The organism is Stygiolobus caldivivus (assembly GCF_019704315.1).
In the GTDB taxonomy this organism is placed as follows: domain Archaea; phylum Thermoproteota; class Thermoprotei_A; order Sulfolobales; family Sulfolobaceae; genus Stygiolobus; species Stygiolobus caldivivus.
The window spans coordinates 1,340,094-1,364,565 of the sequence record NZ_AP024597.1 but is presented as its reverse complement, the minus strand read 5'-3'; the positions used below and the strand labels follow the sequence as shown (position 1 = coordinate 1,364,565).

The following is a 24,472-nucleotide window of genomic DNA, read 5'->3' as shown; positions in this document are numbered from 1 at the left end:
CTTATAAAAAATACCAAAAATTCGTGTTTGTAGCATTCCCTTGGGGACTTGAAACTGGGAGACAGTAGCGGGGCAAAGAAGTTCTAGGGAGGTTTATAGCACTGCCTTAGGGACTTAGAACTCAAATATAGGAAAAAAGGTAACTTCGGTTGGGAGTGTTCTCAAATGCCGATTAGATTCTACAAAGAATTAGTACTAAAAAACAAGATTATTCTTAAGGGCTATTCTATCTAATACTATCTTGGGAGAGGTTTAGAAGGAGGGACAAACATACTTTAGTAACGTTTACTAGAAGGGGTTACGAGGTTTTATGTGGTTCCGTAAGATGGGTCTTACGACCCTTGCAAAATTAATACTCTTAATTTCGAGGAAATGGTAGTTACCCTGTTTTCCTTAACAATACGAACTGACTGATAACACTTATAAGGTCTTTAGGCTTTACTTCAGGTCAGCTTAAAATTCTGGTGCCAAAAGGGAACGGACACTGCAAAGTGAAGGCTAAGCTTCACGGGGTTAACTGGCCGGTAGATCAAGGAGGGCTCCTCTAACCCGTTGAAACGCGTGTGTGAACTTAGGTGTTCACTAACTGGCTTCCCTCCTCGCCGCTCCTCTGACCCGTTGAAACGAGTTTGGGGGTCACCGACCTCGGTTAAGACCCTTAAGTACGTCAAAGTATGATGACCGCGACATCGTGTCTTAAAAAAATTGTGCCTCGTTCTCGTACAGGACTTTTAATTATTTAGAAGTAAACGGTTTGCGGTTTCTAAAATTATTCTGATTTGGCTATGGCGTATTTTAGGGAAAAGAGTTTTGTTCCCTTGGCATCTAGAAATGACTTCCACGCCGTACCTTTCCGCGGGTCTCGATAGTCGTTTGTCAAACGTAGCTAGGGAGTGTCTTTCGCGTACCGCGTGGGAGAGTATGACCATGTCCTTATAATCCGAAACGGGGAGTTTTTTCTTTCTTTAAGACCTCTATGGCTCCAGTTATGTGGTCACCGCAGTCGTAAACCACCTCCGCTCTTCGGTGCTGTGAGTATGCTGTAATGTCGCCGAGCCTGTCCTCCAGTCCCATGCCTTCTAAAAACCAGACCAGTTCGTGGGCAACGATTACTGGGACCACCCATTTGTCCGAGGAGTACAGGGTTGCCTCGGCTTCTTTGTGGTGTGCTGAGTCCTCTACATAGTCTTATACGACCGCGTTAGTGTCGACTATAGCTCTCTCCCTCTCCGCGCCTTATCGCTCCCTCGATATCTTCTAGTGATAATTCCCTACCGAGCTTTACTCTGGGCCTCTGCGTCCTGGCTTTCCTCAGTACGATCTCGTCGCCGTTTAAGTAGACCTCAAATACGTCGCCTTCCCTTATGTCGATCTTGCTCCTTATTGAGGCGGGGATAGTCACTTGGTAGCCCCTCGTTACCTTTACCCTCTCCATAGGTCCACTTTACTATTTACTAGTATATAAAGCTCTTTACAACTACCTCCCCGAAGGACGGTCAACCCGTGGCGAGCAATTTTAACTTACTTCCATACCCGGTCGGTCTTTAAAGGGCAATACTCCTGAGGCTATCTAGGTTTATCTGTGGGGAGGTGAGGTGCCTTTCACGTGTCCTTTGCAGGTCATAATTTCCCTTAGCCTAGTATAGTTCGCCGACGGACAACACATACGTAATAATAATTATTTTGTAAAACGGGGTTTGGGCTTCATAGGATTTCATAATATTTCATATCAACCCTCAGCCCTTGGGCTTCACCAGAGTCATGGAGCATTGCCCCATTCATCCTCCTCCGCCCCTTTAGCGGGATAACCCCAACCCACACCCGCGGAATATCGCGGATGCGGGGGAACCCGCACATCTTGAGGTAGATGTTCAGAGATGCGTTTAATTGCCTATCTAACGTGAACCCACACCTCTCACACCTAAAAGTCCTGCCGACCTTTCGGGAAACCCATCCACATCTGGGGCAGGACTTAGAGGTGAGGTGCGGGTTCACTTCCTTAACGAATGAACCGTAAAGCGGAGCCTTGTATTTAAGCACACGGTGTATTGTCCTCCACACAGTCCTCGATATCTTCCTTGAGAGGGAGTCAGTGGCGTCCTCGAACATCGCTTGTTTGTCTAGCTTCTCTACTGCAAACATGGTCAGCGGGTACATTTCCAAGAGTTTGTTGACGAACTTGTGAACGTAGTCGAGCACCCTGTTCCTCTCACGGTGGGAGTACTTTCTCGTAAGTTCCTTACCCTTCTTAGGGTGCTTTGAGGCGAAGGACTGAACCCTAGCCCTCTTCAACTGCATACCGTACTTCAGACTGTACAGCTCCTTGATGGAGAACGTTATGAATTTCCCCCCGTCGTAAGCGTCTAATGTGTAAAGGTTGCTATCAATTGCTAGGAAGTTGAGCGGAGTACTCCAAGGTAATTTATAGCGGAACGGTAGGTACACTTTTTCCTCCTTAATTATAGGCTCGCCGAGTTCCAGCCCTTTAACCCTTTTAGAGAACCATGCATGTGACCACGAAAACGTGATGTATTCGTAAGGTTTAACAGTTACCCTAACTGACTCACCCTCAACCTTCCTCAGCGTTGATTTTACCCTAACATAAACCTTCTTTAGCTTGGGTTTCCTAAGTGATGCTTGTCCCTTCTCAGCTCTCCTCTTCCAACTCTTCAGGAGTGAGTAAGCATCGTTTATTGCCTTATCCACGTAGTGTGAAGCTAGGACGTTAATCTTCTCTAGTTCATCCCTGAGCTCCTTGTATACCTCCTTCTTCTTAGGTAAGGTTATTTTTACCTTTGTAAGCACTTTCTTACCTTTCCTCACTTCCTTCCTCTCTACCTTAGTCCTCTCCCACAACCAGTCTAATGCTTTTTGTAGTAGGATTTTGTAGTTCTCTAGTAATATCCTGCTCTCCTCCTTCTTATCGTTCTTCAGGGAGTAGGTTAGGTAAATATACTCCTCTTCTGGTTGAAATGTTTTAAGCCTTAAGCTCCTCGACACATTTCTTCACCTTTTCATATTTATGGCTCCTCATGCCGTACAGCTTCCCACTGAATGATACTAGGATTGAGATCAGATCCTCTATCAACTCTTGTTCTGGTGTTTTATCTTCCTCGTTTAACACTACTATTTCGCAGTTGTGTGCTTTGCATACTTCTTCAATTATCTCGAATCCGAACCTGACAAGCCTGTCTGGGTATGCGACGACCACCCTTGCGACCTCGTTGTTCAGTATCATCCTCAATAATTTGAGGAATCCTTTTCTCTTCATGTTTAGTCCAGATCCTATATCAGTTATTACCTGGTCATAGTCCTTGACCTGTTCCTCTAGGTATTTCACTTGATTCGCCAAGTCGTCTTTCTGTGTGTTCGATGACACTCTTGCGTATAATATCACTTTCCTCTTTTTAACAATCCCCATTAATTTCTCTACATCTTCTTCCCTAAACCTCCACTTCCCGCTCTGTAATACTACTGGCTTAATGTAACCCTTCTTAACGTATTCTCTAAGTGTTGCATAGGAAATCCCTAGACGTTGACAGACTTCTTTGGGTCTTAGCATTGTATAAGAGTTTGTGATGAAATAATATAAACTTTACGATTTATTAGAAACTGCTGTCAACGGCCTTTAGCTTACCGTCGGCGGGAAAAGCCAGGTCAGAAACGGGCTATGGTATAACTACTGCTCCTACAGGACCTATAACATAAGTAGATAAAATATACAGAGGATAACATATAAACTTCATAGACTCCCTCTCTTCGCAAATCTTCCTAAGTCACCCTCTCCTCCCTCATAGGACACTTGCTTTGAAATTACTTGGACACTACCTACGCTGAGCGAGATGTAAACGTCACCCGCTTGCTTCGCCAATCCGGTTTCTGTCGTCCTCACCTTATCTGTGCCTTGTATGACTGAGTGTAAACGGGGGAGAAGGGAAGGTAATTACTACCCCTTTAACGGGAGGGTAACTGGGCTTAACGGTAACAAGGTGAAAACCCCTCGGAGGTCACCTAGGTGAGGTCAAACAGTAAGGGTAGTGGACCTAACAGCGGGACTACCCCTTAACCACGCTAGACCGGAGAACAAAGAGGCCCAAAAACCGCGTTAAAGGTTTTAACAGATAGGGAAAAGCCCTTACCCTTTCTGTCCTGACCGCGATGATGAAAATACTCCGTAACACGGGATTAACTCATATACACTAAGACCCTCTTTTCCAAGTAGTCCAATACCCTTTTCTCGTGCTCTACCATCAGACGTTCTGCCTCCTCCGGCTCCCTCTCCTTAATAGCGGTAAACACCGAGTAGTGTTCATCATATTCTTCCGCCCTCCTTTCAAAACTGGTAAAGAGTGAAGTCCTCACTATTTTTAACTTGACCCTTGTGCTTGTGAGGTAAGAACGTAAGTAAGTGTTCCTCGCGGCGTTTGCAATAGCCTCATGAAATGCACCGTTAAGTTGGGCCAACGTCAGGGGGTCGGGGTCACCTTTTTCTAACTCTTCTTTGACTTTAAACAGTGTCCTCTCCATATTTATTATGTCCTCTTCACTAGCCCTCAATGAGGCCAGCCTAGCGGCGAGCCCCTCCAACGGGATCCTCACCTCGTATAACATCCTCACCTCCTCCGCGGTGATGTAAACTACCGAATAGGACTTGTTCTCTTTCTTTATTACCCCTTCAGACAATAACATCCTCAGTGCCTCCCTCACAGGTGTCCTGCTCATATTGAGGTCTTTACATAACTGGTCTTCCGTCAGCCTCTGCCCTTGTCTGTACTTACCGTTAACTATATTACTAAGTATCTTGTTATAGGCGGTCTCCGTTAGGTTGCTCATCAGGGATTATTATCGTACCAGGATTTTATTAATTTACCTTCTAAATCACTAAAATGTAGGATCCTGACCTTGCTCGTGTACGGGTATTTAGCTATCGCTTCCTCCCTCACTTCTACGTTTTCCGGTGGGACTACATACCCCCCTTTGAAGACCGGGACCGAAGGGAAGAGGTCTGTAGGGAAATCGGTTATAGGGTATTCCACGACCTCTATTTCCCCCCTAGCCGAGGCTAAGTTAAGAGTGTAGATAAGCGAGACCGGGGATCTATCGGGCCTGTCGTGGGGTGCCACCTTAACGTGGTATGACGAGGCCAGTTCCAGGACTTTCAGGAACTTACTCACCCCTCCGATCTTCGCTATGTCGGGTTGGAGGTACGACACACCGGACTCCAAGAGGGCCCTGAACCCGTGGAGTGTGTACTCGTTTTCTCCCGCGGCTATCGGGACGGGGGAAGCCCTGGTCAGCTTTTCCAGTGCGTAGTAGTCGTTAGGCGGGTACAAAGGTTCTTCTACCCACTCTATTTCATACCTTGACACTTTATTCACGAATTCCTTAGCACCGTTTAAGTCGAAAGGCGAGTTGAGGTCTACAGCTACCTTCATTTCTCTGTACTTCTCCCGGATTGCCTTTATCGTCTCCAAAACCGTGGAAGGGGGTTGGTGGAGTTTTATGAAGTTGAGTCCCCTTTCCCTTACCGCTTCCGTAACTCTAAGGACGTCTTCGATCCTTGAAAACCTGGGGAAGCTCCCGTAAACTTTCACAGAACCCCTACTCCTACCCCCGAAGAGGTCCGCCAACGGTACTCCCATTTTCTTAGCCCTCAGCCCCCAAATCGCCATCTCCACAGAACTTATGGCCCCTGTTACCACCCCGCAGTTACCGGCACTGAACATTATCTTCTCCAAGAGGCTTTCGAGCTCGTAAGGTGAGCTCACGGTGTCCCCCTCGAGGAAAGGCTTTATGAGTTCTGTTATTACGGAAGAATAGGCCCCTATAATACCGCTGCCCGCTACTAAAGTCTCCCCCCAACCCCGCTCCCCCCACTCTTCAACTTTTACGTATAGTTGTACTGCCCACTGTTCTGTCCAGTCTGAAGGGGGGTCGGTGAGGAACGGTATTGATAGGTGGAAGACACTGACTTTCATTCTCACGCACTTATGTACAGTTTAATCGGGGAGAACTCGTCGTGTTGGAGGACTTCAGCCCTAGTCAACCTCCCGTTCAGGACCCTGAGCATGTACTTATATACCCTCTCACCCGCCTCCTCTAATGAAATCTTCAGGTCTAGTAAGTCGGAGACGTCTACGTCTATGTGTTCGCTCATCTGGGCGGCGGTCTTGGGGTTAGCTGTTATCTTTATCACCGGGATAAGGGGGTGCCCTACTACGTTACCCTGACCGGTGGTGAACAAGTGGACTACCGACCCTTTAGCGGCGAACAGTGTCACGGCTTCAGCTGCAGCTGAGGACGTGTTTACGAAGCACAGAGTCCCACCTTTCCCCCTTTCCAGCTGGTCTAGGTAGTCCAAGACGCAGTTGACTTTCCTGTGCCCCAGCTTCTGGATGTTCCCCAAAGCCTTTTCTTCGATGGTTGACAGCCCGCCCTTTATGTTCCCCTGAGTGGGCTGGGACCCTAAGAGGTCTACTCCTTCCCTCTCTATGACCTCCGTGTACTCTCTGAAGACCTTCATGAACTTCTCCCTGAGTTCCGGTGTGGCCATTTTGTCCGCGACTATGTCTTCCGCACCGGTGAGTTCTGAAGTCTCGCCGAACATGACCGTAGCCCCTTGGTCTACCATCCTGTCGACTACTACACCTACAGCCGGGTTGGAGGCGAGGCCCGAAGTGGTATCGGATTCCCCGCACTTAATACTCATAACGACCGAAGATATGTCTACTTCCGTCCTCTGTTTTTCACTGGCTTCTTGTACCATTTCCAGTGCCTTTCTCGACGCTTTTTCTATCGTCCTTAAGTCGCCGTTTCCCTCTATCGGGAAGACCTCTACGGGCTTCCCGGTCTTCGCTATTTCGTCCGCTACTTTGTTTGCCCAGTTTTCTTCAATGCCAATGACTATCACCCCCGCTACGTTGGGGTTAGCCCCTGTCCCTGAGAGTATGTGGAACAGTAAGTCGAGGTCTCGGCCGAACTGTAGCCTGCCGTAAGGGTGGGGGATCACTGTAGTCCCCCTTATTAACTTAGCTACCCCCGTGGCCGCGGTGTTGGATAGGTCGTCTAAAGGTAAGACGAGGACGTGGTTTCTTACCCCTACTGCCCCGTTTTCCCTTACATAAGCCTTTATGGTAGAGGTCATTTCCCCCACCTCAATGACTTGATGTTGTGGACGTGCACGTGTTCTCCTTTCCTTATGTCTTGTGTCGCTACCCCTATTACTCTGTCGTATTTGAGGACTTTTTCTCCTTTTCTAATATCCCTTAGGGCTATCTTGTGGCCTAAGGGTATGTCGGACTCGCTTTTAACTATGACATAAGACGAGGGGTTTTCCAAATATGCGCAGATAACTTCTTCCCCCTTTCTTATGTCTGTGGTGGCTACGCATACGTCGTCGTTTTTGGAGTGGACTAGGCCTTTCGGCATAAATATAAATTATATTGCAAATTAATATATCTTCATTATATACGTAATAGTATACAACATGACTTATGATCAAGTATTTCGTTCAAAATAATTTATATATTAAAGTGAATAGGTGAGTTACGCTTGTGTTGTTCGAGGCCCGCTGGGGGATTCATTGTAAATTGAAATATTTTCCCTCGAATTAGTGCAATTCGTGGACGAACACTTAAGGGCCTTTCACGGCCCTTTTGTGAATCCCGTGTGACTTAGTAGGGTGTGGCCATCACAAGATACATATTGCGGTACTAATACATGAAACCGTGTAAAAGCGTAAGATGATGATCGGTTTATAATTTTAATAATACAGGATATTTTAGTATAAATTGCATTATTTGTGTACTGAATTATATTAATAGAGAGAATTACAATTAGCAAAGGACAAGTTAGAGACCCCCACTTAACGTCGTTATTAAGCTATAAACCGAGCAGAAAGACCTCAACTTGGAGCTGTGGCGCGGGACAAGGACTTAATATGCCTTAAGTACTGTGAGGAGTCTTTATAGCTCAGTCACTACATTACGATCCCCGACTCTTAATAATGGAGTATGTAATAGCCCCGACCTAATTGGTGAAAAGGTATCGACGCAAGGGTTTTACGTAAAGTGATACACGGTCATAAGCTAAAGTGCTAAACTGTTTCTGACCCCCATGCCGAGAGGTTACGTCACCCTTTAAAGGGTTAGCCGTTTTTATCGGCCCCTCACTTCATTTCAACCTCTCTGAGGGGGTCGTCTAAAATAATCATTGTGCCTTTCTTTAGGTCACTCTTGAGGGTCGAGGGCGGTAAGAGGTACCCTTTAAAGCCTATGGGTGTGCCCCTTTCCGCTATCACCACTACCTCACCTTCCATTTCACCGAGCTCCAGAGTGAGGTCATTAGCGTCACCGTACTCCTGCCTTAAGACCTTATAGTACATTAAGTCCTCACCCTCTATCGGGAAGGGGAAGTCGCTCAAGTCCACCCTGTCCTTTATGACTTTCCCCCCTTCGTTAACGTTAATCGCCCCCAAGACGGGGATACCGTTAGACTTAGACGCGATTTTGAGCAGTTTTTCCTCTTTGTAGGGGTTGCGGAAGAGTAAGTCCCTTGTGACCACACCGGGGAAATCTACAGTCGAGACCCCGTCACCCACCATCACCTTACGTAACAGCCCTACATCGGTCTTTTCCGCATCCCTATCTGTGATGTAGATAGGCCCCCCGCTGAACACCCTCGCTATTAAGTGGGCTAGGGCATAGGGGTCGTAAGACGAGAACATGTCGTAGTCCGGGTACACTATGTTACTGAAAAAGAGGGAGTTATACGCGTTAAACAGTATGTGTAGCTTCCCCGCTTCTTTCCACATGGGTATGTAGTCTGTGGAAGTCCTCATTATGTTACTCAAAAAATAGTGCGAATAACACTCGGGCACCATAGACATGCAGTTGAGCACCTCGAGGCCGTTCCCGTAAGCTGAGAGCTGTAAAGCCAGCTGGATGTTTTCAGGAGATTCTTTTAACCTGACCGACCACTGGTTGTCTACCTTGACAAAAGAGAAACCCCACCCCTTTATCCTCCTGAAGAGGTTATGGTAGAGGGTCAAAGCCCTGTTTAAGTCGTCGGGGACTCCGTTACGTGTGTTAGCCTCTCCTTCACCTAACTCCTCCTTCACTTTTTCGGAAAACCCCTTCCAATAAAGGTTTATGGTGAGCCATAGGCCGAAACCCTCCGTCCCCACTTCCTCCCTTAGTTTAGGAAAGCCCCTAGGGAACTTACGCTTATCCGGGTCTAAGGATAACAATACCAAGTCTTCACCCCTCTCCTGCCACCCGTCGTCTATGAGGACGTACCCTAACTTTACCCCGCGGTCTTTTAACCCCCTGACCGTTTTAACCACCTCCTCTTCACTGACATTTGTCAGGAAGGCGTTCCACGAGCACCAACCTAACTTCCCTAAGACCTTAGGCCTCGGCTTTTCTTCCCTTAACTTCACCGTAGAGTACTTGCTCATCTCCACAAATGCCTCCCTTATAGCCGAGTAAGGGTCTTCGTTTTCGCCCCTAAACAACACCCACGTTAGAGTCCCGGGGGTCGAGTGCCCTTCAATGAGGAGGCCGTTATCGGTCAGTGACGGGTGGAGGCCATGAGCACTGTTTACGACATACGCCTCGTATTTCTCCTTTTTCAGGAGGACTGCGACTGTGGGATAAATTACCTTATGCAGTTCTCTGGAGGTATATGCGTATGTCCAGCAAGGTGTCGCCTTTTCGTTTATATCGTTGTAGCTGCTGAACTCCACGTAATCCGGGTAGACCACGTTAGCGGGACTTTGGGCACTGGTCTTACCGTAGGTGTAAAGTTCATTATAATACTTATACCCCGTCCCGTATTTTACTATGGGCGCTAAGGTCAGGGCTAGGAACTCCTCGGCCCTAACGTCGAACCGGACTTCAGCCTTTGTGAAGGCTGAAGGTGACCTTACCCCTAACTTAGACCCGTCCCTGAGGAGGAGCACGTTGTTACCACAAGCGTCATAAAGGGAATAGAGCGTAGATTCGCTTACTAACTTGGGTATACATTCTCGGTCTTGAAAAACTATTTTTGAGAGGGAAGGGTTGAAACTCATTATACCTCTCTATAGTACACGCCTCTTTATAAATAATGAGCCCTAATTCTTTTTCTTCTTTTTCTTTTTCTTTCTCCCTCTCTCTATCTCCGACGGTCACAAACTTAGGTTTACCCGCGGCGTAACTCTGTAGAGGCTTTAGCGTGTAGTGCGTCTCGTACCCCAATTTTTAGGCCCCACATACTTCGCCTTTAGCAGAGCCGGGTTTGCAACCGTAGGAGGTTTATTACCCCGACGTTAACTGTCCTGCATCTTCCCTAGACTTTTCCAGAAGTTATCTCGTCAGGGTCGGGCCTCCTGCTTATCAGCCTCCCCCCGTCGATTATTATTTCGCTACCGGTTATGAAGGTGTTGAGGTCGGACGACAGAAACGCCAGCAACCGGGCTACCTCTTGGGGCCTGCCCATCCTCCTCAACAGTGTCGCCGCCCTCCTATCTAGGTCTTCCGGGACCTCTTCTCCCTTAGTGTAAACGGGGCCCGGTAGCACCGTTATCACTTGTATACCGTATTTCCCCAGGTCGACGGCGAGGCTCCTCGACATGGAAATTAATGCGCCCTTCACGGTGGAATAAGCTAAGGAACTCTCTAACGGCTTATAAGCTTGGATCGCCGACACGTTTATTATCTTTCCCTTCACCTTATTCTTTATCATGAGCTCGGCGGCCATCCTCGACAGGAGGATAGGGGAGACTACCTCGAGCTCTATCATTCTGTCCAGCTCTTCGAGGGTAATGTCGAGTACGGAGTACCTTGAATTAACGGAGGCGTTGTTTATAAGTACGTCGATTACGCCGACCTCCCTCTTATACCTCTCGATAAAGGACAGTACGTCAGCCCTTGAAGTCAGGTCCAGCTTTACGAACTCGACCCCCTTATTCACTTCGGGGACGTTCCTCCCTATACCTATCACTCTGGCGCCTAGTTCCGAAAAGAGTTTAGCCGTGGTTAGCCCTATACCGTGTGTAGCCCCGGTTATAAGGCACGTCTTACCCCTGAGCGAGACCTCCATCTCACTGTCCCTCCGCGAAAAGTATTTGGACCTCGTCCCCTTCTTTGGCGATGACTTCTCTTTCAAGCTCAACTGCTCCCGACACTTTGAAGCCGACTTTCTCGCCGTTAAACCTGACCTCAACAGGGTCTTTTTTAAGCCTGAGCCTTTTGACCCCGACCTCACCTTTAATGACTTCTAACTTTACCCCTTTTCCACTGTACTCTAACTTCCCCCACCCTGAAGGGAGTAGGAGGGCCCATGTTATTTCGTCTACCGGCGGGGTTATGGTAATTGTCTTAGAGAAACCGTCGTAGGTCAGCCCCTCGAAAGCCGGGACCAGTGTAAGGGCGGAAAGCGGTCTCATATAGTGGGAACCCCATTCCAAGTGGTCCCAGAAGTTACCGGCAACAGCGTACCTGTCGTACACCTCCCTCAATACCCTCTTAGCGTCTTCCACTTTCCCTTCCATGACCAAGTGGGAAGCTACGTAAAATTCCACACCCGACCAAGGGGTATCAAATTGGGGACTGGAAGGCAGGTTAAGGGGGTTCCGGTAAGCCCTCCCTAACGGCCTGTAGCCGTCGGGGTAAGCCCCGTTAATAACCCCTTCTTCTTCCTTGAGGTTGTACTTTATTATTGACTCCAAGGCCTTTTTGACTATCTCGTCCTCTAGGAACTTAGCCCCCAGTAAGGTGGAGTACCAGTGCCCCAGTAGTTGGGACGCACAAGACGCCTTATCTCTAAAGCCGGACAAGGGGTCGAACCATAAGTCGAAGTATTCCCCGTTCCACAAGTACTCCTCTAGTTTTTGTACCAGCTTTTCGTACTCATAACCGGCGTGTTTACCTAAGACCTCCGACGCCTCATTAAAAGCCTGGAGGGAAGCGATCCAGAGTATCGAAGTAAATGACGATATACCAAGCATAGTCCAGTCGTCGTAAGTCTGGATCGAAAGGGGCAATAAGTCCCTCGCCAAGAGGCCGTACGCGTTACTGCTATCAGGTCTGGGTAACCTCCCCAGCACCGAATAGACGTACCTTATCCACTCAAGTCCTGCAGGTAGTGAGTGGTAGATGAGCCCGTCCAAGGTCTGGGTCTTAAAGGTAGTCTCGATAGCTAGGGAAGCCTTTTCGTAAAGCCCTCTTAAGAACTCCGTGTCCCCGGTCATCTTGCTTATGAGGTACCACATTAAGACGAATTCCGGGTTGAGGTCGACCCTCTGGTACCCGTCGACGTATAACCCGTCGGTGACGTAGTGGGCTACCCGTCCCTTAGGGTCTTTCCCGGTCTCCTTGACTATCTCGTTAACCGTTTCCTTTAGCTTTCCGAAGTCGGTAGGGATTGACGGGTCTTTTTCCAGCCTATCTAAGAACCTAGACCTGTTCTCGTTGAACGCTAGGGAGTAAATTACGTGTTCCGGGGTGCCCTCTGTGATGCTGTTGGTCTGTAACATGACCCTCTTAGCTAGGTCAGGGAAGAGGACTAGGAGCGAATAGATAGCGTAAGTTAAGACGTCGATAGTGTTTAACGCAGTGTGTACGGGCCCCCCGGTGTAAGGGTAAATACCGTTTTTCCTCTCGTCGGCGGTATTGTAATACCCCTCCCAGATGCCGAACCAGCCGTCCTTACCGAACCATGTGGACTTAACCAATGTGGTGAGCTGTGACCCTACGAGGTCGGCTACCCACTCTTCTACCCCTTTAGGTCTGTAAAGCAGGTCGTGGAACTGTACGGTCTTGTCCCTAAGGTACGCTAAGTTCGACCTGACGTAGTCGTTTACCCCTTTACAGCCGGTGAAAAAGTTCTCGTAGTAGTGCCCCAGCACCCTCCCGTCGGACAGTACGTGGTTCGGGAAGTACCATGAGAGGAGGAACGTGACCTCCCTACCTTTGGCCCTTAGGAGGCCGTAAGAATGGCCTTCGCTGGCGTTGATTTCCCCCTCACTCTTATACCTACCCCAAAAGTACTGGTCTGGTTGTTTCCCTGTGGTGTAACCCGAAACTTCGTCGGCGATCGCGCTCAGGCATAACTCACCCCTATACCGCGGGTCTCCCGGTGTCACGTTACCCGAAAAGGTCAAGGTGTCGCCCTCGGGCTTTATTGACCCCCCTTCAAAGGGGTTTTTTATACCGAAGACGAACTCCGTAGGAGAGGTGGAAGACAGAGTGAAGACAGCTACCGGTAGGGAGGAGTTTTTGGTATCAAGGGGGATAAAGGGAGAAAAAGCCCTCATGTCGACCGTAAAGTCGTCTATGAATTTGGCCGTTGCTAACGGGGGTTCACCTACAAATTCTACCTGCCTTACGGGCCTAAGCCAGGGGAGGGCATAAGGGCTACTGCCGTGGTAGTAGTTATACCCTTGGAGTAACCTCACCTTTGACTGTTTAGCAACTATAAAGCTGTCCATCTCTGTGATATAGTAGGTATTCCTGAACTCTTGCCTTTCAGCGTACCCGCCGTTATTAAATATAGTCCACTCATAGAGCCTGCCGTCTGCCCTGAGCTCAAGGGAACCGGTGCCCAGCCCCCCTAAAGGGACCCCTGAGCCCAGGACGTATGAGTGAATGTACTTCATAAAGATAAACTACATTAATTAGGTATTTAAACTAAATTAGACCTTTTCATAGAAAAATAGTAGGCGGGGTAACAATTTAACACCAGCTCTGACCAGGCACAGCGGCACCTCTTTATAGTCGGCGTGAAAGGGAAGCCTAACAGCGGTAAAGCGGATGAGCTAAGCCGTGATATTAGACCGGGCTCCGACAAACACGATACTGCACCGCGTTTAACGCGAAAAGGCTTACCCGTCTTTGACGTAGATAAGCTTAAGCCGCCTTTCATAAGTGTTTCTGCGGGCATGGTCAAGGTTTAACCTCCACTACCACGGCTTTTAAGCAAGCGTCAGTGCTGAAATGTCCCCGTTTGTCCCTACACCTTAATTTCAACCGTTTACCGGTCTTGACCGGTGTGGGGCTTAGCCCTCGACCACACAGCTGTAACGGGTCATGGAGCACCTCTGGGCCCGACGAGGTTACCTACGTCCCTGCGACCGCCCTTTTTTGGACACAGAGTAGGGGTCCGCTGAGAGGCCCTAACTTAACGGACATAAAAAGCCTTATTAGCGTGAAAAAGTGTTCAGCCCCGCCGTCAGTGGGGCTTAGTGCTTAAAATATAATATGCTGGGGAGATCATTATCATTATGGAATTTCCCAACTCTTGCGGAGTCCCGATAGGTTCCATAGGGACAGGTAAAATAGACTTTTTTAAAGGCCTCACAATAGGCAATATTACGATCCTGAATAACTGGAGTAGGCCCCTGAAGACGGTCAGGGGGTTTCACATAGTAGACCTTTCCACCCGTACGTTCCTGCAGTTGGACCCGGCAAAGTCTTCCGAGGTAAAGCCCACGGTCAGGACCCCCAAGGAAGTTCGTGCAGACGCCTTCTTTCCCGAGGTGGAATACAAGATCAAGGACCCTGACTTCACCATCAAAGTATATTCGCCCTTTGTCCCGGGCGACCTGAAGGACTCCTCCCTACCCGTAATAGTGTTCGAGGTAAGGGGTAACGGGGTGATAGCTATCTCCTTCCCCAATATAACGGGGAGCAGACGTTGGGGGAGGGTAAATTACAGAGTTAGGGGAAAAGTAAGCGGGGTACTGATGAAGAATTTAAGGGCTTTACAGTCCGACCCCGCGTACGGTGAAGTCTTTCTCGGGTGTGAAGGATGTAATTCTTTCATAAGTTATAGGCATTGGGTACCGGCCTCGACGGAGGGGATGATAGAAGACTTGGGCGTCTTCGACTTAGAGAGACTGCAAAATGAAGGGGAGATAGAAAAATACAGAATAGAGCCCTATGCGAGGGAGGAAATATCGGGGGTGGTGTGGAAAGAAGTCCGAGGGGAGGAGAAGTTTTACCTCTCTTGGTACTTTAACGGGAGACCGCACCACTACCCCTATGGGCACTACTACGAGAACTGGTTTGGAGGAGCGGTAGAAGTCGCTGAATACGTACACGCTAAGGGCCTCCGCGTCGAGTTGGACGACAGCAGGGACTGGTTGAACGAAGCCTTCAGGAACAGCCTGTACGTCATAACCCACAGCTGGCTCACAAAGGACGGTAGGCTAGCGATTTACGAAGACCCAGAGATCTCGCTGTTGATGAACACCATAGGTTCGATGACGTGGGACGGTGCTTCGTTTACGCTCCTCGAGTTCTTTCCCGAACTCGTCAAGAGGATGGACGAGTACATGGGGGAGTTCATAAGGGGTGGGGAAGTCCCCCACGATTTGGGAGAGGAGAGTATCGAAGACCCCATATACGGTGCGTCTTACCCTTATGCGTGGAACGACTTAGGCCCTACGTGGGTGCTCATGGTCTATAGGGACTACGTGTTCACCGGTGATATGGCGTTCCTGAAGAGGAATTACGGGAAGATGAAAGCCGTTATAGACTGGCTCATAAGGAGGGATGAGGACAACGACGGGGTACCGGACTCAAAGGGGGGTTTCGACAACTCTTACGACGGGACTTATATGTACGGTGCTTCATCCTACGTGGGCTCACTCTTCGTGTGTGCCTTAAAGGCGTTCATAAAGGCCTCTGAGCTGTTGGGTTACGACTACTCCGGTTATGTAGAGGTCTTACGGAAGGCGAAGGAAACCATGGAGTCGTTGTGGAACGGCAGGTATTTCATATCATGGAAACACGGCGAAAGGCGGAAAGACACGTGTATGAACTCGCAAATATTGGGCGAATTTTGGTGCGACATATTGGGACTGGGGAACGTAATAGGGGAAGACAAAGTGGTAAGGGCGTTAAAGAGTATTTACGAACTTAACGGTAAGGCCTCACCTTATTGCCTCGTTAACTCGGTAAACCCCGACGGCAGTATCGACACTACCACCGACCAGATGATGTCCTCCTGGCCCAGGGTAGCTTTTGCCGTCTCGGCACACATGATCCTCAAAGGGATGGTCAAAGAGGGTTTGGAAATAGCGGAGAAAGAGTGGAAGACAATTTCTGCCAGGTACCCTTGGAACCAGCCTTCAAAAATAAACGCCTTTAACGGTGAACACTTCGGCCTGCCGTACTATATAGGGAGTACGTCCGTATACTTGGTGAAGTACGCGTTAAAGAAGAAAGGGATAAATATGACGGACAATGTATAGACGTAGGTGACATAGTGGGTAGGGCCCTTCACGGCTTTTTCACTCTATGGTATAGGTAGAGTTTATGTAGATGAAGTGAGGTTATGATAACAATCATAAAAAATATACACGATGCAGTACTAATACGTGGTACAAAAAAGGTGACGGGTCAATAACTTAATTTAGATCCACGAGTTTATTGGCACTGAATTGTACTAATTATGAAGAAAATACAACAATTACCAAAGGACGCGTGAAGTATCCACGGCTCCACACACGCTTTACCATTTACTTACTAACTAATTCGACGGCAAATATTTCAATTTGCGGCAAGCACATTAGCCGCCCTAATGTCCTTACTGCCGTCCTATTAGCTCCCTCGTTTTTTTAGCTCATAGCACTAACTTTTAACATACAGTCCCGTTAAGGCAAAGGGGTCTCCCGAAAGTCGCTTAAACTACCCCACTCGCGGTTATTTCTTACTCTTCTCTAACACCTTCTTTAAGGCGTATTTATATGTAAACGACCACGGTGCCGCACTGCCTATGTAGTGGTCTAAGAAGGGCCTGTCGGGCTCCCCGTCGTGTCCGTGTATTAATGAAGGCTGGTTCCACATTAGCCCTTTACTTACCAAGTTGTCCCACTCCTTTTTAGCTATCTCCAACCACTCCTCCTTACCCAACCAGAGCCCTAACGCGGAGTTAGAGAAGACCAGCCTGGGCCAAGAAGAAGTTAGCTGGGAGTCCAAGTCGTCCAGTTTTTCGCCCTCCTTAGCTATATTGGGAGTGCAGTACTTAGAAGCGTGACCGTTCACCCTATATATCTCGTCCAAAGCACTGCTCACCTTCTCCCTATCTACTATGTCCTCTAGACCTAGCAGGTGGGCCCACCACTCTCCGAATACCTGCGGGGAAAATACCGCGTTATGGTGGTCCGGCTTACCTGTCCAAGGGACGAATTTTTTACCGTCATATAGTTTCAGGAAAGACTCCCTCGCTTTTTCCAACTTACCGGAGTAATAGGAGAGCGACTCTTTGTCCCCTAAAATCTCGCTCACCTTTACCATGGCTTCCAGTGATGCTATGTAAACTGACGAGATATAGCTACATACGCCCTCTATAGGTACACAGTCAAACCCCTGGTCTGTCGACCCCTCGTCTTCCGGTAGACCGTCCCCGTCCCTGTCCTTAGATATTATCCACTCCATCGCCTTTCGCAGGTAAGGGTAAACGGTCCTCAAAAAGTCGAGGTCCCCGGTCCTCAAATAATACCTATACACGAGGAGTACGAAAGTGGTGTTAGTGTCCTTCCACTTAGGCGGTGCCGTGGTGCCGTCTGAAGGCATATCGAGGGAGTAAGTACCCAAGTCGTGGGGGATATATCCGTCATCCCTCATGTTAGCTATGAACTGCTTTATTGTAGACCTCTCCAGTTCCGGGAACATGATGACCACAGGCAACGACCCGGTCTCATAACACACACCGCCTATGGTAGAGAGCATGGGCCCAACTTGTGTCCCCTCCAGTATACCGAACCTGCCTTTCTCGTCCAGCCACGTACTGGAGGACAGTATATAAGTACTGTTTATTACTGCGTCCCTTAACCAGTGAGGGAGCGACGGGTCTATGAGGTCTTCCTGCCACCTCCTAGTCCCATCCCTCAGCCTGTCGAAGTTGTCGAGGAAGAAATCGGCTACTTCCTTCGCGCTCGAGAAATAGTTGGAGTAGTAGTGTTTATAGGGGTAATATACCCAAGGCTTGTTAAAGTACCACGCGAAGACGAAACGGGTTTCCGTGTTTTCGGAGTACTCGCTCACCAACATCCCCGCAGGCCAATAGTACGTCCCGGAGGACTCCCCTTCGTCTGAGTCCGGGACTTTACGTTCTATTAATTCCCTCCAAGGTGCCTCGTTTTCAATTAGCCTGTGTAAGTTCAGGGTCTTCTCCAAGCCCCTGTTCACGTGGAAGTTATACTGTTTTACGATAATTTTAGGGGAAGGGGAAATTAACACGGTTTCCCCGTTATAGGGGTCTAAGTCGTTGGCTTTGGAGTTCCTCATCCTGATACCGTTCTTGAGCGCCTCATTATACCTGCCTATTTTACTTATACCGGTTATGTTGGACACGGACAAGGCTATCAGCCCCGACTTACTCCCGCTGACCCTGACCGAGACCCCTATCGCTGGGAGGGCGGAGTCGGTCAGGTCCCCCGGTATTAGTGCGGAAAAAGCTTCTAGTTCCGCTTTAACGTTATTTTTAGACCCCTTGATGAAGGCGAAAGGGTATAAGCCCTCATACTCCAGCGGTATAGCTAACTTGTTCAAGTCGAGGAAGATCAGTTCGCTCTGGAGGAAGAAAGGCTCAGAGTCGTCGGGTAATATGAAGACGTGGTAACCCATCATTTCCTTTATGGGGGACGACCAGTTATTAGCCACAGTCAGGTTGATCATTTTACCTTTATTGCTTATCTCTACCTTCCCTGCACCTATACCGCCCAAAGGGACACCTACTTCTACCCCTTCCGATTTCAGTGAGACCATAGCGTATAATTTATTTTTGTTAGAGTCTATATTTAAAATTTGGGATAGTCGGTGAGGGTACTCTACGTCTCGCCCCACCCGGACGACGAGTGTGATAACGCGGGGGGCACCTTGGCAAGTCTCGCCAGACGGCATGAGGTGTTTATAGTCTATTTGACAGACGGTAGTGCGGGTTCGCCCTACCCCGAGGAGAGGGGGAAAAAGTTAGCTGAGGTCAGGAAAAGTGAAGCGTTGGCCGGTCTGGAAGTCCTGGGGGTAAATAGGGAGAGGGCGTTTTTCTTCGGTTACCCCGACGGCAATTTGAAGTCGTTCTTATGGGAAGCTTCGAGAAAGCTATTGACTCTGTTGGACGAGGTGAGGCCTGAGGTCGTGATCTACCCCTCAGTGTTAGACGCCCACCCGGATCACTGGTCCGGGGGGTATATAACCAAGTCAGCCCTCAGGGAGAGCGGGCTTGCAGCTACCGAGCTCAGTTACCTCAACTGGGTACCTGAGCCGTCGAGGGGCCTCATAGACCTAATAAAGTATACAATGATTTTACTTTACCCTAAGGATAAGGTAGTTAAGGTGGACGTGAGGGAGTACAAGCAGGTGAAGCTCGAAGCAATGAGGAGACACGCGTCCCAGTTTAAATACCTCACCCCCGATTATATTAAGCGGTTCTTTGAGACCGACTACGAGACGTTCTTCATAGAGAGGGAGCCCCACAGAGGAGCGGTAAGCTCAGTGTTCGGGCTTACACGTTTCGTGCCCCGGACTTTTTAAAAATGACATTTTACGTAAAGGCCCTTACGTCGACGTGTTTTTACTAAATAGTTAGGGCTGTTATACTCTCTACGACAAGGGGATTGGGCTCAACCCTTTTTCTAATAAGGCTTTTTATGTCTGTTAAGTTAGGCCTCTCAGCGAACCCCTCACTCCGTTTCAAAAAAGGGCTGTCGTGGGATGTAGGTAACCTCGTCGGGCTCAGGGGAGCCCCGTGACCCGTTACAGCTGTGTGGTCGAGGGCTAAGCCCCACACCGGTCAAGACCGGTAAACGGTTGAGATGAAGGTGTAGGGACAAAAGAGCCCTTGGGCACCTGACGTAATTAAGGAGAATAAGCGTTCACGTAAATGTCTAGGGGTAACCCAGAGTATTACGTTTTTTCTGTAAATGCTGTTTTTGGCGTAAGCCCGTTCGGTCTAGCCCTTAAGAGAAGGCCGACTTAGGTACACCACCTCCCTACCCTTTTGTATGCCGTAATTCTCGAAGGCGCGGTCAACCGACGCTCAAATACTCCCGCGTATTTAGTAAAAATTTCCATAACGGTATAAATTTTATCCCCCTCACTTCGTCCTCATAGTCCCAGGTTATGACTACTTTTTTACCCGCCTTGACCTTTTCCAACCCCTCGACCTCCCTCTTAGGTATTTCGTCCTTCCCTGAAGCGTAAGTCACCTGGATCGCCTTACCGTTTACCATGAAGTCTATTTCGTAATTGTCCCCTTTCAAGTAAAACAGTTTCTCCCCCACCCTGGACAACTGTAACGCGACCAAGTTTTCCATTACCCTGCCTTTAGAGCTGTCTAAGGCGATCGAAGTTATGAAGCCCGGGTCTATCACGTAAACTTTTTTCTGTGACGTCATCCCCTCTCTCGGCTTACTCGTGAACCTTTCAGAGGTTATTATCACGTAAGCGTTTATGAGGCCGTTGAACCACTCTTCGACAGTGTTGTTGCTTAGCTTAAGCGTTTTTGACAACTTGGACAGAGAGACTTCGTTAGAGAAGTATTTTAAAACGTTGACGGTAAACGACTTGAACGACTCGACCCTCTTTATTTTTAACCTCTGTACGACGTCCTTATAAACTATGTCCGAAAATATCGTGAAAATGAAGTCTTCGGAGATCTTCAACACTTCCGGGAAACCCCCTTCCCTGATATAGTTTTCCAGTTCCCTTTTGACCACACCTTCCGACGGGGTAGTGTACGTGTCCTTTACTTTTTCGACCCTGACCCCCTTAAACCTGAGGTATTCTGAAAAAGAGAAGGGGAATAACGTGAAGTCGGTGTGCCTCCCGGTCAACGCAGTGGCAAGCTCGCCGGAAAGCATTTTAGAATTACTCCCAGTTATGACTACTTTTTTACCCTCTTCCCTTAACCTGCTTACGAAAAGTTCCCAGCCGTTCACGTTGTGGATTTCGTCAAAGAGGAAGTACTCCACTTCGCCGAACAACTCGTAGACGGCCTTTTCCAACTTGTGTAAGTCCTCGACTTTTACCCACGCTAACCTATCGTCGTCAAAGTTTATGTACCCGAAGTTTTCTCCCCTTAATAGGGTTTCCGCTAATGTGGATTTACCGCTCCTCCTCACCCCCAATATTGCTAAGACGTTAGGTCGCGAAAGGTACTTTTTTAAGTCCGGGACGTCCCTCTCTATAACCCTCTCTTTTTCCAATTTTCTCTCTAACCTCACTTTCTGGTCCAGTAGCACCTGTTTTATTTCATTCATATTGTATAATTCCCGTCGTTTTTTATAAGCTTATGCAGTATAGTGCATAACTTTACCGTAAAACTTATGCAGTATAGTGAACAAGATAAATTGAATAAAAAATACTTAAGGTATAATTAATCGACGACGAGAAAATGAGCGTATAGGGGCTATTAAGGCACTTTTGTGACTGTACTCTCTACCTCGACGTGGTTTACTGATGACGGGTATCAGGGGCCTTTTAAGGTACTTTTGTGTCCTCAGCTAGCCATGGTGAGGTCACCGCATTAAATGTGTACTGATAGTACGTGAGGCTTAAGGGTTTTAGGTAAAACAAGGTAATAAGCGGTTTCCCCGTCTCCGGCCCGGTCTAGTGTAGCGTGAGACCATACGGTGCACGCTAGCCCTGCCCGGTAAATTCTACGTAATTTTCCGCGTCGGGGTCGGGGTGGGCAGTGACCAAGACCAGTTCGCCTCCTCTCCTCGCTATTACGAACCTTATCTTCGCACAAGGGGTAAAGTGCAGTATCACCCTCCACCTCTCTACCTCTCCTAGCAATTTGTTCGGTACTTGAGGGGTACCCTTCAGGTTCTCTAGGAACGACATTACTTCCCTACTAAACGGGTCTACGTCACAGTTAAGCTTGTTTAAGTATTTCTTTATGTCACCCTTATGCTTCTCGACGTGGGGGGAGAAGACCAGCATCTCGTAGCACTTTTTCGCTGTCCATTGTGTCTTTTACCTCTATTTCGACTTTTAGCGGTTTGTAGTATTTGTCGAAAGTTATTACTACTTCGCCTTCAAAGTGTGCCCAGTGCTCAGGCTCGCCGTCTTTTACTAAATCTATTTCAATAAAGGGGGTGTCGGAAGTAAAATAACCCTTTATGTCTGGCAAGGCTTTTTCGCTGTCCATTGTGTCTTTTACCTCTATTTCGACTTTTAGCGGTTTGTAGTATTTGTCGAAAGTTATTACTACTTCGCCTTCAAAGTGTGCCCAGTGCTCAGGCTCCCCCTCGTTTAGTCTGAGTATTATAAACTCACCTCGTCCCTCTACCTTCAGGGGCAATCCAGCTCTGGTAGCTTCCCCATCACTCTCCTCACTGCCCTTAAGGGGCTTGAAAACCCTCTCGCCCATATACCTTTATTTGACGTCGGGGCTTATATGCGTTGAGGCCCATTCGGTGACCCTTGACCACTTCGCAGTTTTACTTTTCGCTCGATCAACGATTTCATCTTCAGTGCCAAATGTATGTGGTTATAACGTCTGACTATACGAGGAAAGCAAATAAAAGTCAAAACTGTAACACTCCTTATCAGTGGTTAATAGACCTGAAGATAAACAAGGCTAAATTTAACACTTTTTCATAATTTCACATCAGATAATCCGTCGTCCGCTCTCTCACAGCTTAGAAACGTACACGCTCTCACGGGATATGAAGTAATCCGTGTAACGTTTTACGTACTCCCGAGTCAACGAGATTTCACCAATTAGGTCAATATTACATAAACCCGCTATTGAAACCCGGGTTTTCAGGCGTTTAAAATAAAGTACAAAATTAATACGGACACAAGGTAATACCCGCTAGCACGCGTCCTTGTCACGCTAAACGTCATTCACCCGTCAACCGGTATATAGTGACTGAAAATGTCCCGACCCACTATACCTTGTTGTAGGACTAACACGCGGTGTCTACCCTTCTAAGGCCACCTGCTTTTTAGAGTTAGCCTTAGCGAAGATCAAGGAAGCGATCAAGACTAAGGGCAATAGCCATATCACCCCCTCGTTAGGGGAGAGCCCAGTGATAAAGGCCTCCGATAACGATGACAATATCCTCCCCGTGTTCAGGAGTATTTGCCTGTTCACTAAGTAGTCCATCAGGAACCTCTTGTCCATATTGTTCCAGTTGACCACGTCAATAACGGGGTAAATTAACGGGCTCGTTACGTTAAATACCAACAAGTATATTATCGGTTCCCCCAGCAGTACAGAGGGGCCCGAGAGGACGAGTATTACCGACGAGACGAGTACCAGTTTGTAGTGCTTTACCTTGTCCACCAGCCTGTCCCTGAGCACGTACACGGAGAGTATCGAGGCGGACGTCAACACGTAATTTAATAAGGTAAAGTCGAAATAGGACTTGGAAACGCTGTATAGCAGGACCACGTTCAGGCTTCCCATAACGTAGTTGACCCCGCTTATTACCGCCAGTGCTACCATGGTCTCCTTATACGCCCTGTTGTCGTTAAGGACCTTTACGGCGTTCCTCAGGCTGAGCCTGACCGAGTCAATGGGTATGTCCTCCACAAAGGCCATACTCAATAACAGTAATAAGGTGGTGAGTAGGAATAACACCCCGTACCCGGAGTCGTGTAAGACCGAGAGTATCCCACCGTAAACGCCCGGTGACACTAGCCCCGTTATGAACCCCAAATAAGAGGACTTGTTGAAAAAGTTGAGCTTCTTAGGTGTGTTGTAAAACACCACGTCCCACCCGGACCAGTAGAACCCTTGCGCGATACCGTAAAGGGGGCCTATGAGGGCTAGGTACTCGGGGGCCGACTTACCCAGGGAGAACAAGGTCAAGTAGAAGACGATATAAAGTGCCGCCCCGGTGACGTAGTAGGTCGTAGACCTCTTCCACACCGACGACAAGTACCCGACGACGATGTAGCCCGTCAGGATAAACACGGAACTGACCAGGAGGAAATCGATGGTGTATACTATGGATGAGTTTATGTATATGTAAAGCCCGAGTAAGGGGGCAGAAAAGCTGTTCCCGAGGCCGAAAAGCCATGATGCCAACAGGAAGTTTTTCTTCATCGGTATTTTGGTAAGCCGGTGTAAAATTAAGCTTTTCCGCTCATTGGGGAAGGGGGGACTGTTCTCATGCAGTCATGAAATTCGAAAATTATTTGTAATATTATATCAAATTAACGCAGTGTGTTTAATCGTCTTCAAATGAACTCATTTAAGGGTGTAGCCTCTCTCAAGGAAACACAAGGGTAAATAACTTGTGCTTTTTAGACCTACCTACGAGGACATCACAACCTTTATACATATAATGTTTTAAAAAACAATATTTTCCCTTTACAATTCTAGGTCTTTTCAATAGTTCAAGATAGTAAAAATAATTTTTATAAATACTCTAATATTTTTACAAATACTTTTCGAATTTGATGACTGTTTGAGAACACCCCCCTTCAGCAGTATTACGACGGCGGTATCGTAACACTGCTATAAAGTC

Annotated in this window: 19 protein-coding genes and 1 CRISPR repeat array (1 of these 20 running past the window's edge); of the genes, 2 read left to right on the top strand and 17 right to left on the bottom strand. The window is 48.0% G+C overall.

Annotated features, from left to right (window positions below):
- A CRISPR array of direct repeats spans window positions 1–121; the repeat unit is 30 nt; unit sequence GTTTGTAGCATTCCCTTGGGGACTTGAAAC (it extends 5,285 nt beyond the left edge of the window).
- Window positions 122–933: 812 nt separating this feature from the next.
- From KN1_RS14720 to KN1_RS06460, 12 genes are all read right to left on the bottom strand, one after another.
- Entirely contained in the window at window positions 934–1,143 is a 210-nt protein-coding gene (locus KN1_RS14720) for a PIN domain-containing protein (RefSeq protein ID WP_338057086.1), read from the bottom strand.
- A gap of 58 nt (window positions 1,144–1,201) precedes the next feature.
- Window positions 1,202–1,435, bottom strand: a complete 234-nt coding sequence (locus KN1_RS06510; protein ID WP_221290245.1) for an AbrB/MazE/SpoVT family DNA-binding domain-containing protein — start codon at window positions 1,433–1,435, stop codon at window positions 1,202–1,204.
- Window positions 1,436–1,704: 269 nt separating this feature from the next.
- Window positions 1,705–3,000, bottom strand: a complete 1,296-nt coding sequence (locus KN1_RS06505) for an RNA-guided endonuclease InsQ/TnpB family protein (protein WP_221290242.1) — start codon at window positions 2,998–3,000, stop codon at window positions 1,705–1,707.
- Window positions 2,978–3,562: an IS607 family transposase gene (locus KN1_RS06500; protein WP_221290239.1), complete on the bottom strand. Its 585-nt coding sequence runs from the start codon at window positions 3,560–3,562 to the stop codon at window positions 2,978–2,980. Before KN1_RS06500 ends, KN1_RS06505 begins: the two co-directional genes overlap by 23 nt.
- Window positions 3,563–3,742: 180 nt before the next feature.
- The gene (locus KN1_RS06495) at window positions 3,743–3,892 is read right to left on the bottom strand and encodes a hypothetical protein (RefSeq protein ID WP_221290236.1); all 150 of its coding nucleotides are present in this window, start codon (window positions 3,890–3,892) and stop codon (window positions 3,743–3,745) included.
- Window positions 3,893–4,185: 293 nt separating this feature from the next.
- The gene (locus tag KN1_RS06490) at window positions 4,186–4,833 is read right to left on the bottom strand and encodes a GntR family transcriptional regulator (RefSeq protein ID WP_221290232.1); all 648 of its coding nucleotides are present in this window, start codon (window positions 4,831–4,833) and stop codon (window positions 4,186–4,188) included.
- A complete protein-coding gene (locus KN1_RS06485; protein WP_221290229.1) occupies window positions 4,833–5,978 on the bottom strand; it encodes a mandelate racemase/muconate lactonizing enzyme family protein in 1,146 nt (381 codons plus the stop codon). Before KN1_RS06485 ends, KN1_RS06490 begins: the two co-directional genes overlap by 1 nt.
- A 2-nt stretch (window positions 5,979–5,980) precedes the next feature.
- Window positions 5,981–7,144 (bottom strand): UxaA family hydrolase, encoded by a 1,164-nt coding sequence (locus tag KN1_RS06480; RefSeq protein WP_221290227.1) that lies wholly within the window; start codon window positions 7,142–7,144, stop codon window positions 5,981–5,983.
- Window positions 7,141–7,428 (bottom strand): UxaA family hydrolase, encoded by a 288-nt coding sequence (locus tag KN1_RS06475; RefSeq protein ID WP_221290225.1) that lies wholly within the window; start codon window positions 7,426–7,428, stop codon window positions 7,141–7,143. Before KN1_RS06475 ends, KN1_RS06480 begins: the two co-directional genes overlap by 4 nt.
- A gap of 739 nt (window positions 7,429–8,167) precedes the next feature.
- Window positions 8,168–10,072: a Sip1-related alpha-galactosidase gene (locus tag KN1_RS06470; protein WP_221290224.1), complete on the bottom strand. Its 1,905-nt coding sequence runs from the start codon at window positions 10,070–10,072 to the stop codon at window positions 8,168–8,170.
- Window positions 10,073–10,329: 257 nt separating this feature from the next.
- A complete protein-coding gene (locus KN1_RS06465; protein WP_221290223.1) occupies window positions 10,330–11,082 on the bottom strand; it encodes an SDR family NAD(P)-dependent oxidoreductase in 753 nt (250 codons plus the stop codon).
- A gap of 1 nt (window position 11,083) precedes the next feature.
- Entirely contained in the window at window positions 11,084–13,639 is a 2,556-nt protein-coding gene (locus tag KN1_RS06460; protein ID WP_221290221.1) for a GH116 family glycosyl hydrolase, read from the bottom strand.
- Window positions 13,640–14,263: 624 nt separating this feature from the next.
- On the opposite strand from KN1_RS06460, the gene KN1_RS06455 reads away from it, so the two are divergent.
- Complete coding sequence (locus tag KN1_RS06455) at window positions 14,264–16,237, top strand: GH116 family glycosyl hydrolase (protein WP_221290220.1); 1,974 nt, start codon at window positions 14,264–14,266, stop codon at window positions 16,235–16,237.
- A 451-nt stretch (window positions 16,238–16,688) separates the two neighbouring features.
- Here KN1_RS06455 and KN1_RS06450 read toward each other — a convergent pair whose 3' ends face one another.
- Window positions 16,689–18,755, bottom strand: a complete 2,067-nt coding sequence (locus KN1_RS06450) for a GH116 family glycosyl hydrolase (protein ID WP_221290218.1) — start codon at window positions 18,753–18,755, stop codon at window positions 16,689–16,691.
- 51 nt (window positions 18,756–18,806) lie between these two features.
- Between KN1_RS06450 and KN1_RS06445 the strand changes: the two genes are divergently transcribed.
- Window positions 18,807–19,520 (top strand): PIG-L deacetylase family protein, encoded by a 714-nt coding sequence (locus KN1_RS06445; protein WP_221290216.1) that lies wholly within the window; start codon window positions 18,807–18,809, stop codon window positions 19,518–19,520.
- Between the two features lie 494 nt (window positions 19,521–20,014).
- Here KN1_RS06445 and KN1_RS06440 read toward each other — a convergent pair whose 3' ends face one another.
- The 4 genes from KN1_RS06440 to KN1_RS06425 all read right to left on the bottom strand — a co-directional run bounded on the left by KN1_RS06440 (window position 20,015) and on the right by KN1_RS06425 (window position 24,048).
- Entirely contained in the window at window positions 20,015–21,247 is a 1,233-nt protein-coding gene (locus KN1_RS06440; RefSeq protein ID WP_221290214.1) for an ATP-binding protein, read from the bottom strand.
- 379 nt (window positions 21,248–21,626) lie between these two features.
- Window positions 21,627–21,932 carry a hypothetical protein gene (locus tag KN1_RS06435; RefSeq protein ID WP_221290212.1) on the bottom strand — a complete coding sequence of 102 codons (306 nt, stop codon included), beginning with the start codon at window positions 21,930–21,932 and terminating at the stop codon, window positions 21,627–21,629.
- A complete protein-coding gene (locus tag KN1_RS06430; RefSeq protein ID WP_221290838.1) occupies window positions 21,898–22,362 on the bottom strand; it encodes a hypothetical protein in 465 nt (154 codons plus the stop codon). The genes KN1_RS06435 and KN1_RS06430 overlap by 35 nt, the downstream gene beginning before the upstream one ends.
- Before the next feature lie 555 nt (window positions 22,363–22,917).
- A complete protein-coding gene (locus KN1_RS06425; protein ID WP_221290210.1) occupies window positions 22,918–24,048 on the bottom strand; it encodes a hypothetical protein in 1,131 nt (376 codons plus the stop codon).
- Between the last annotated feature and the right edge of the window lie 424 nt (window positions 24,049–24,472).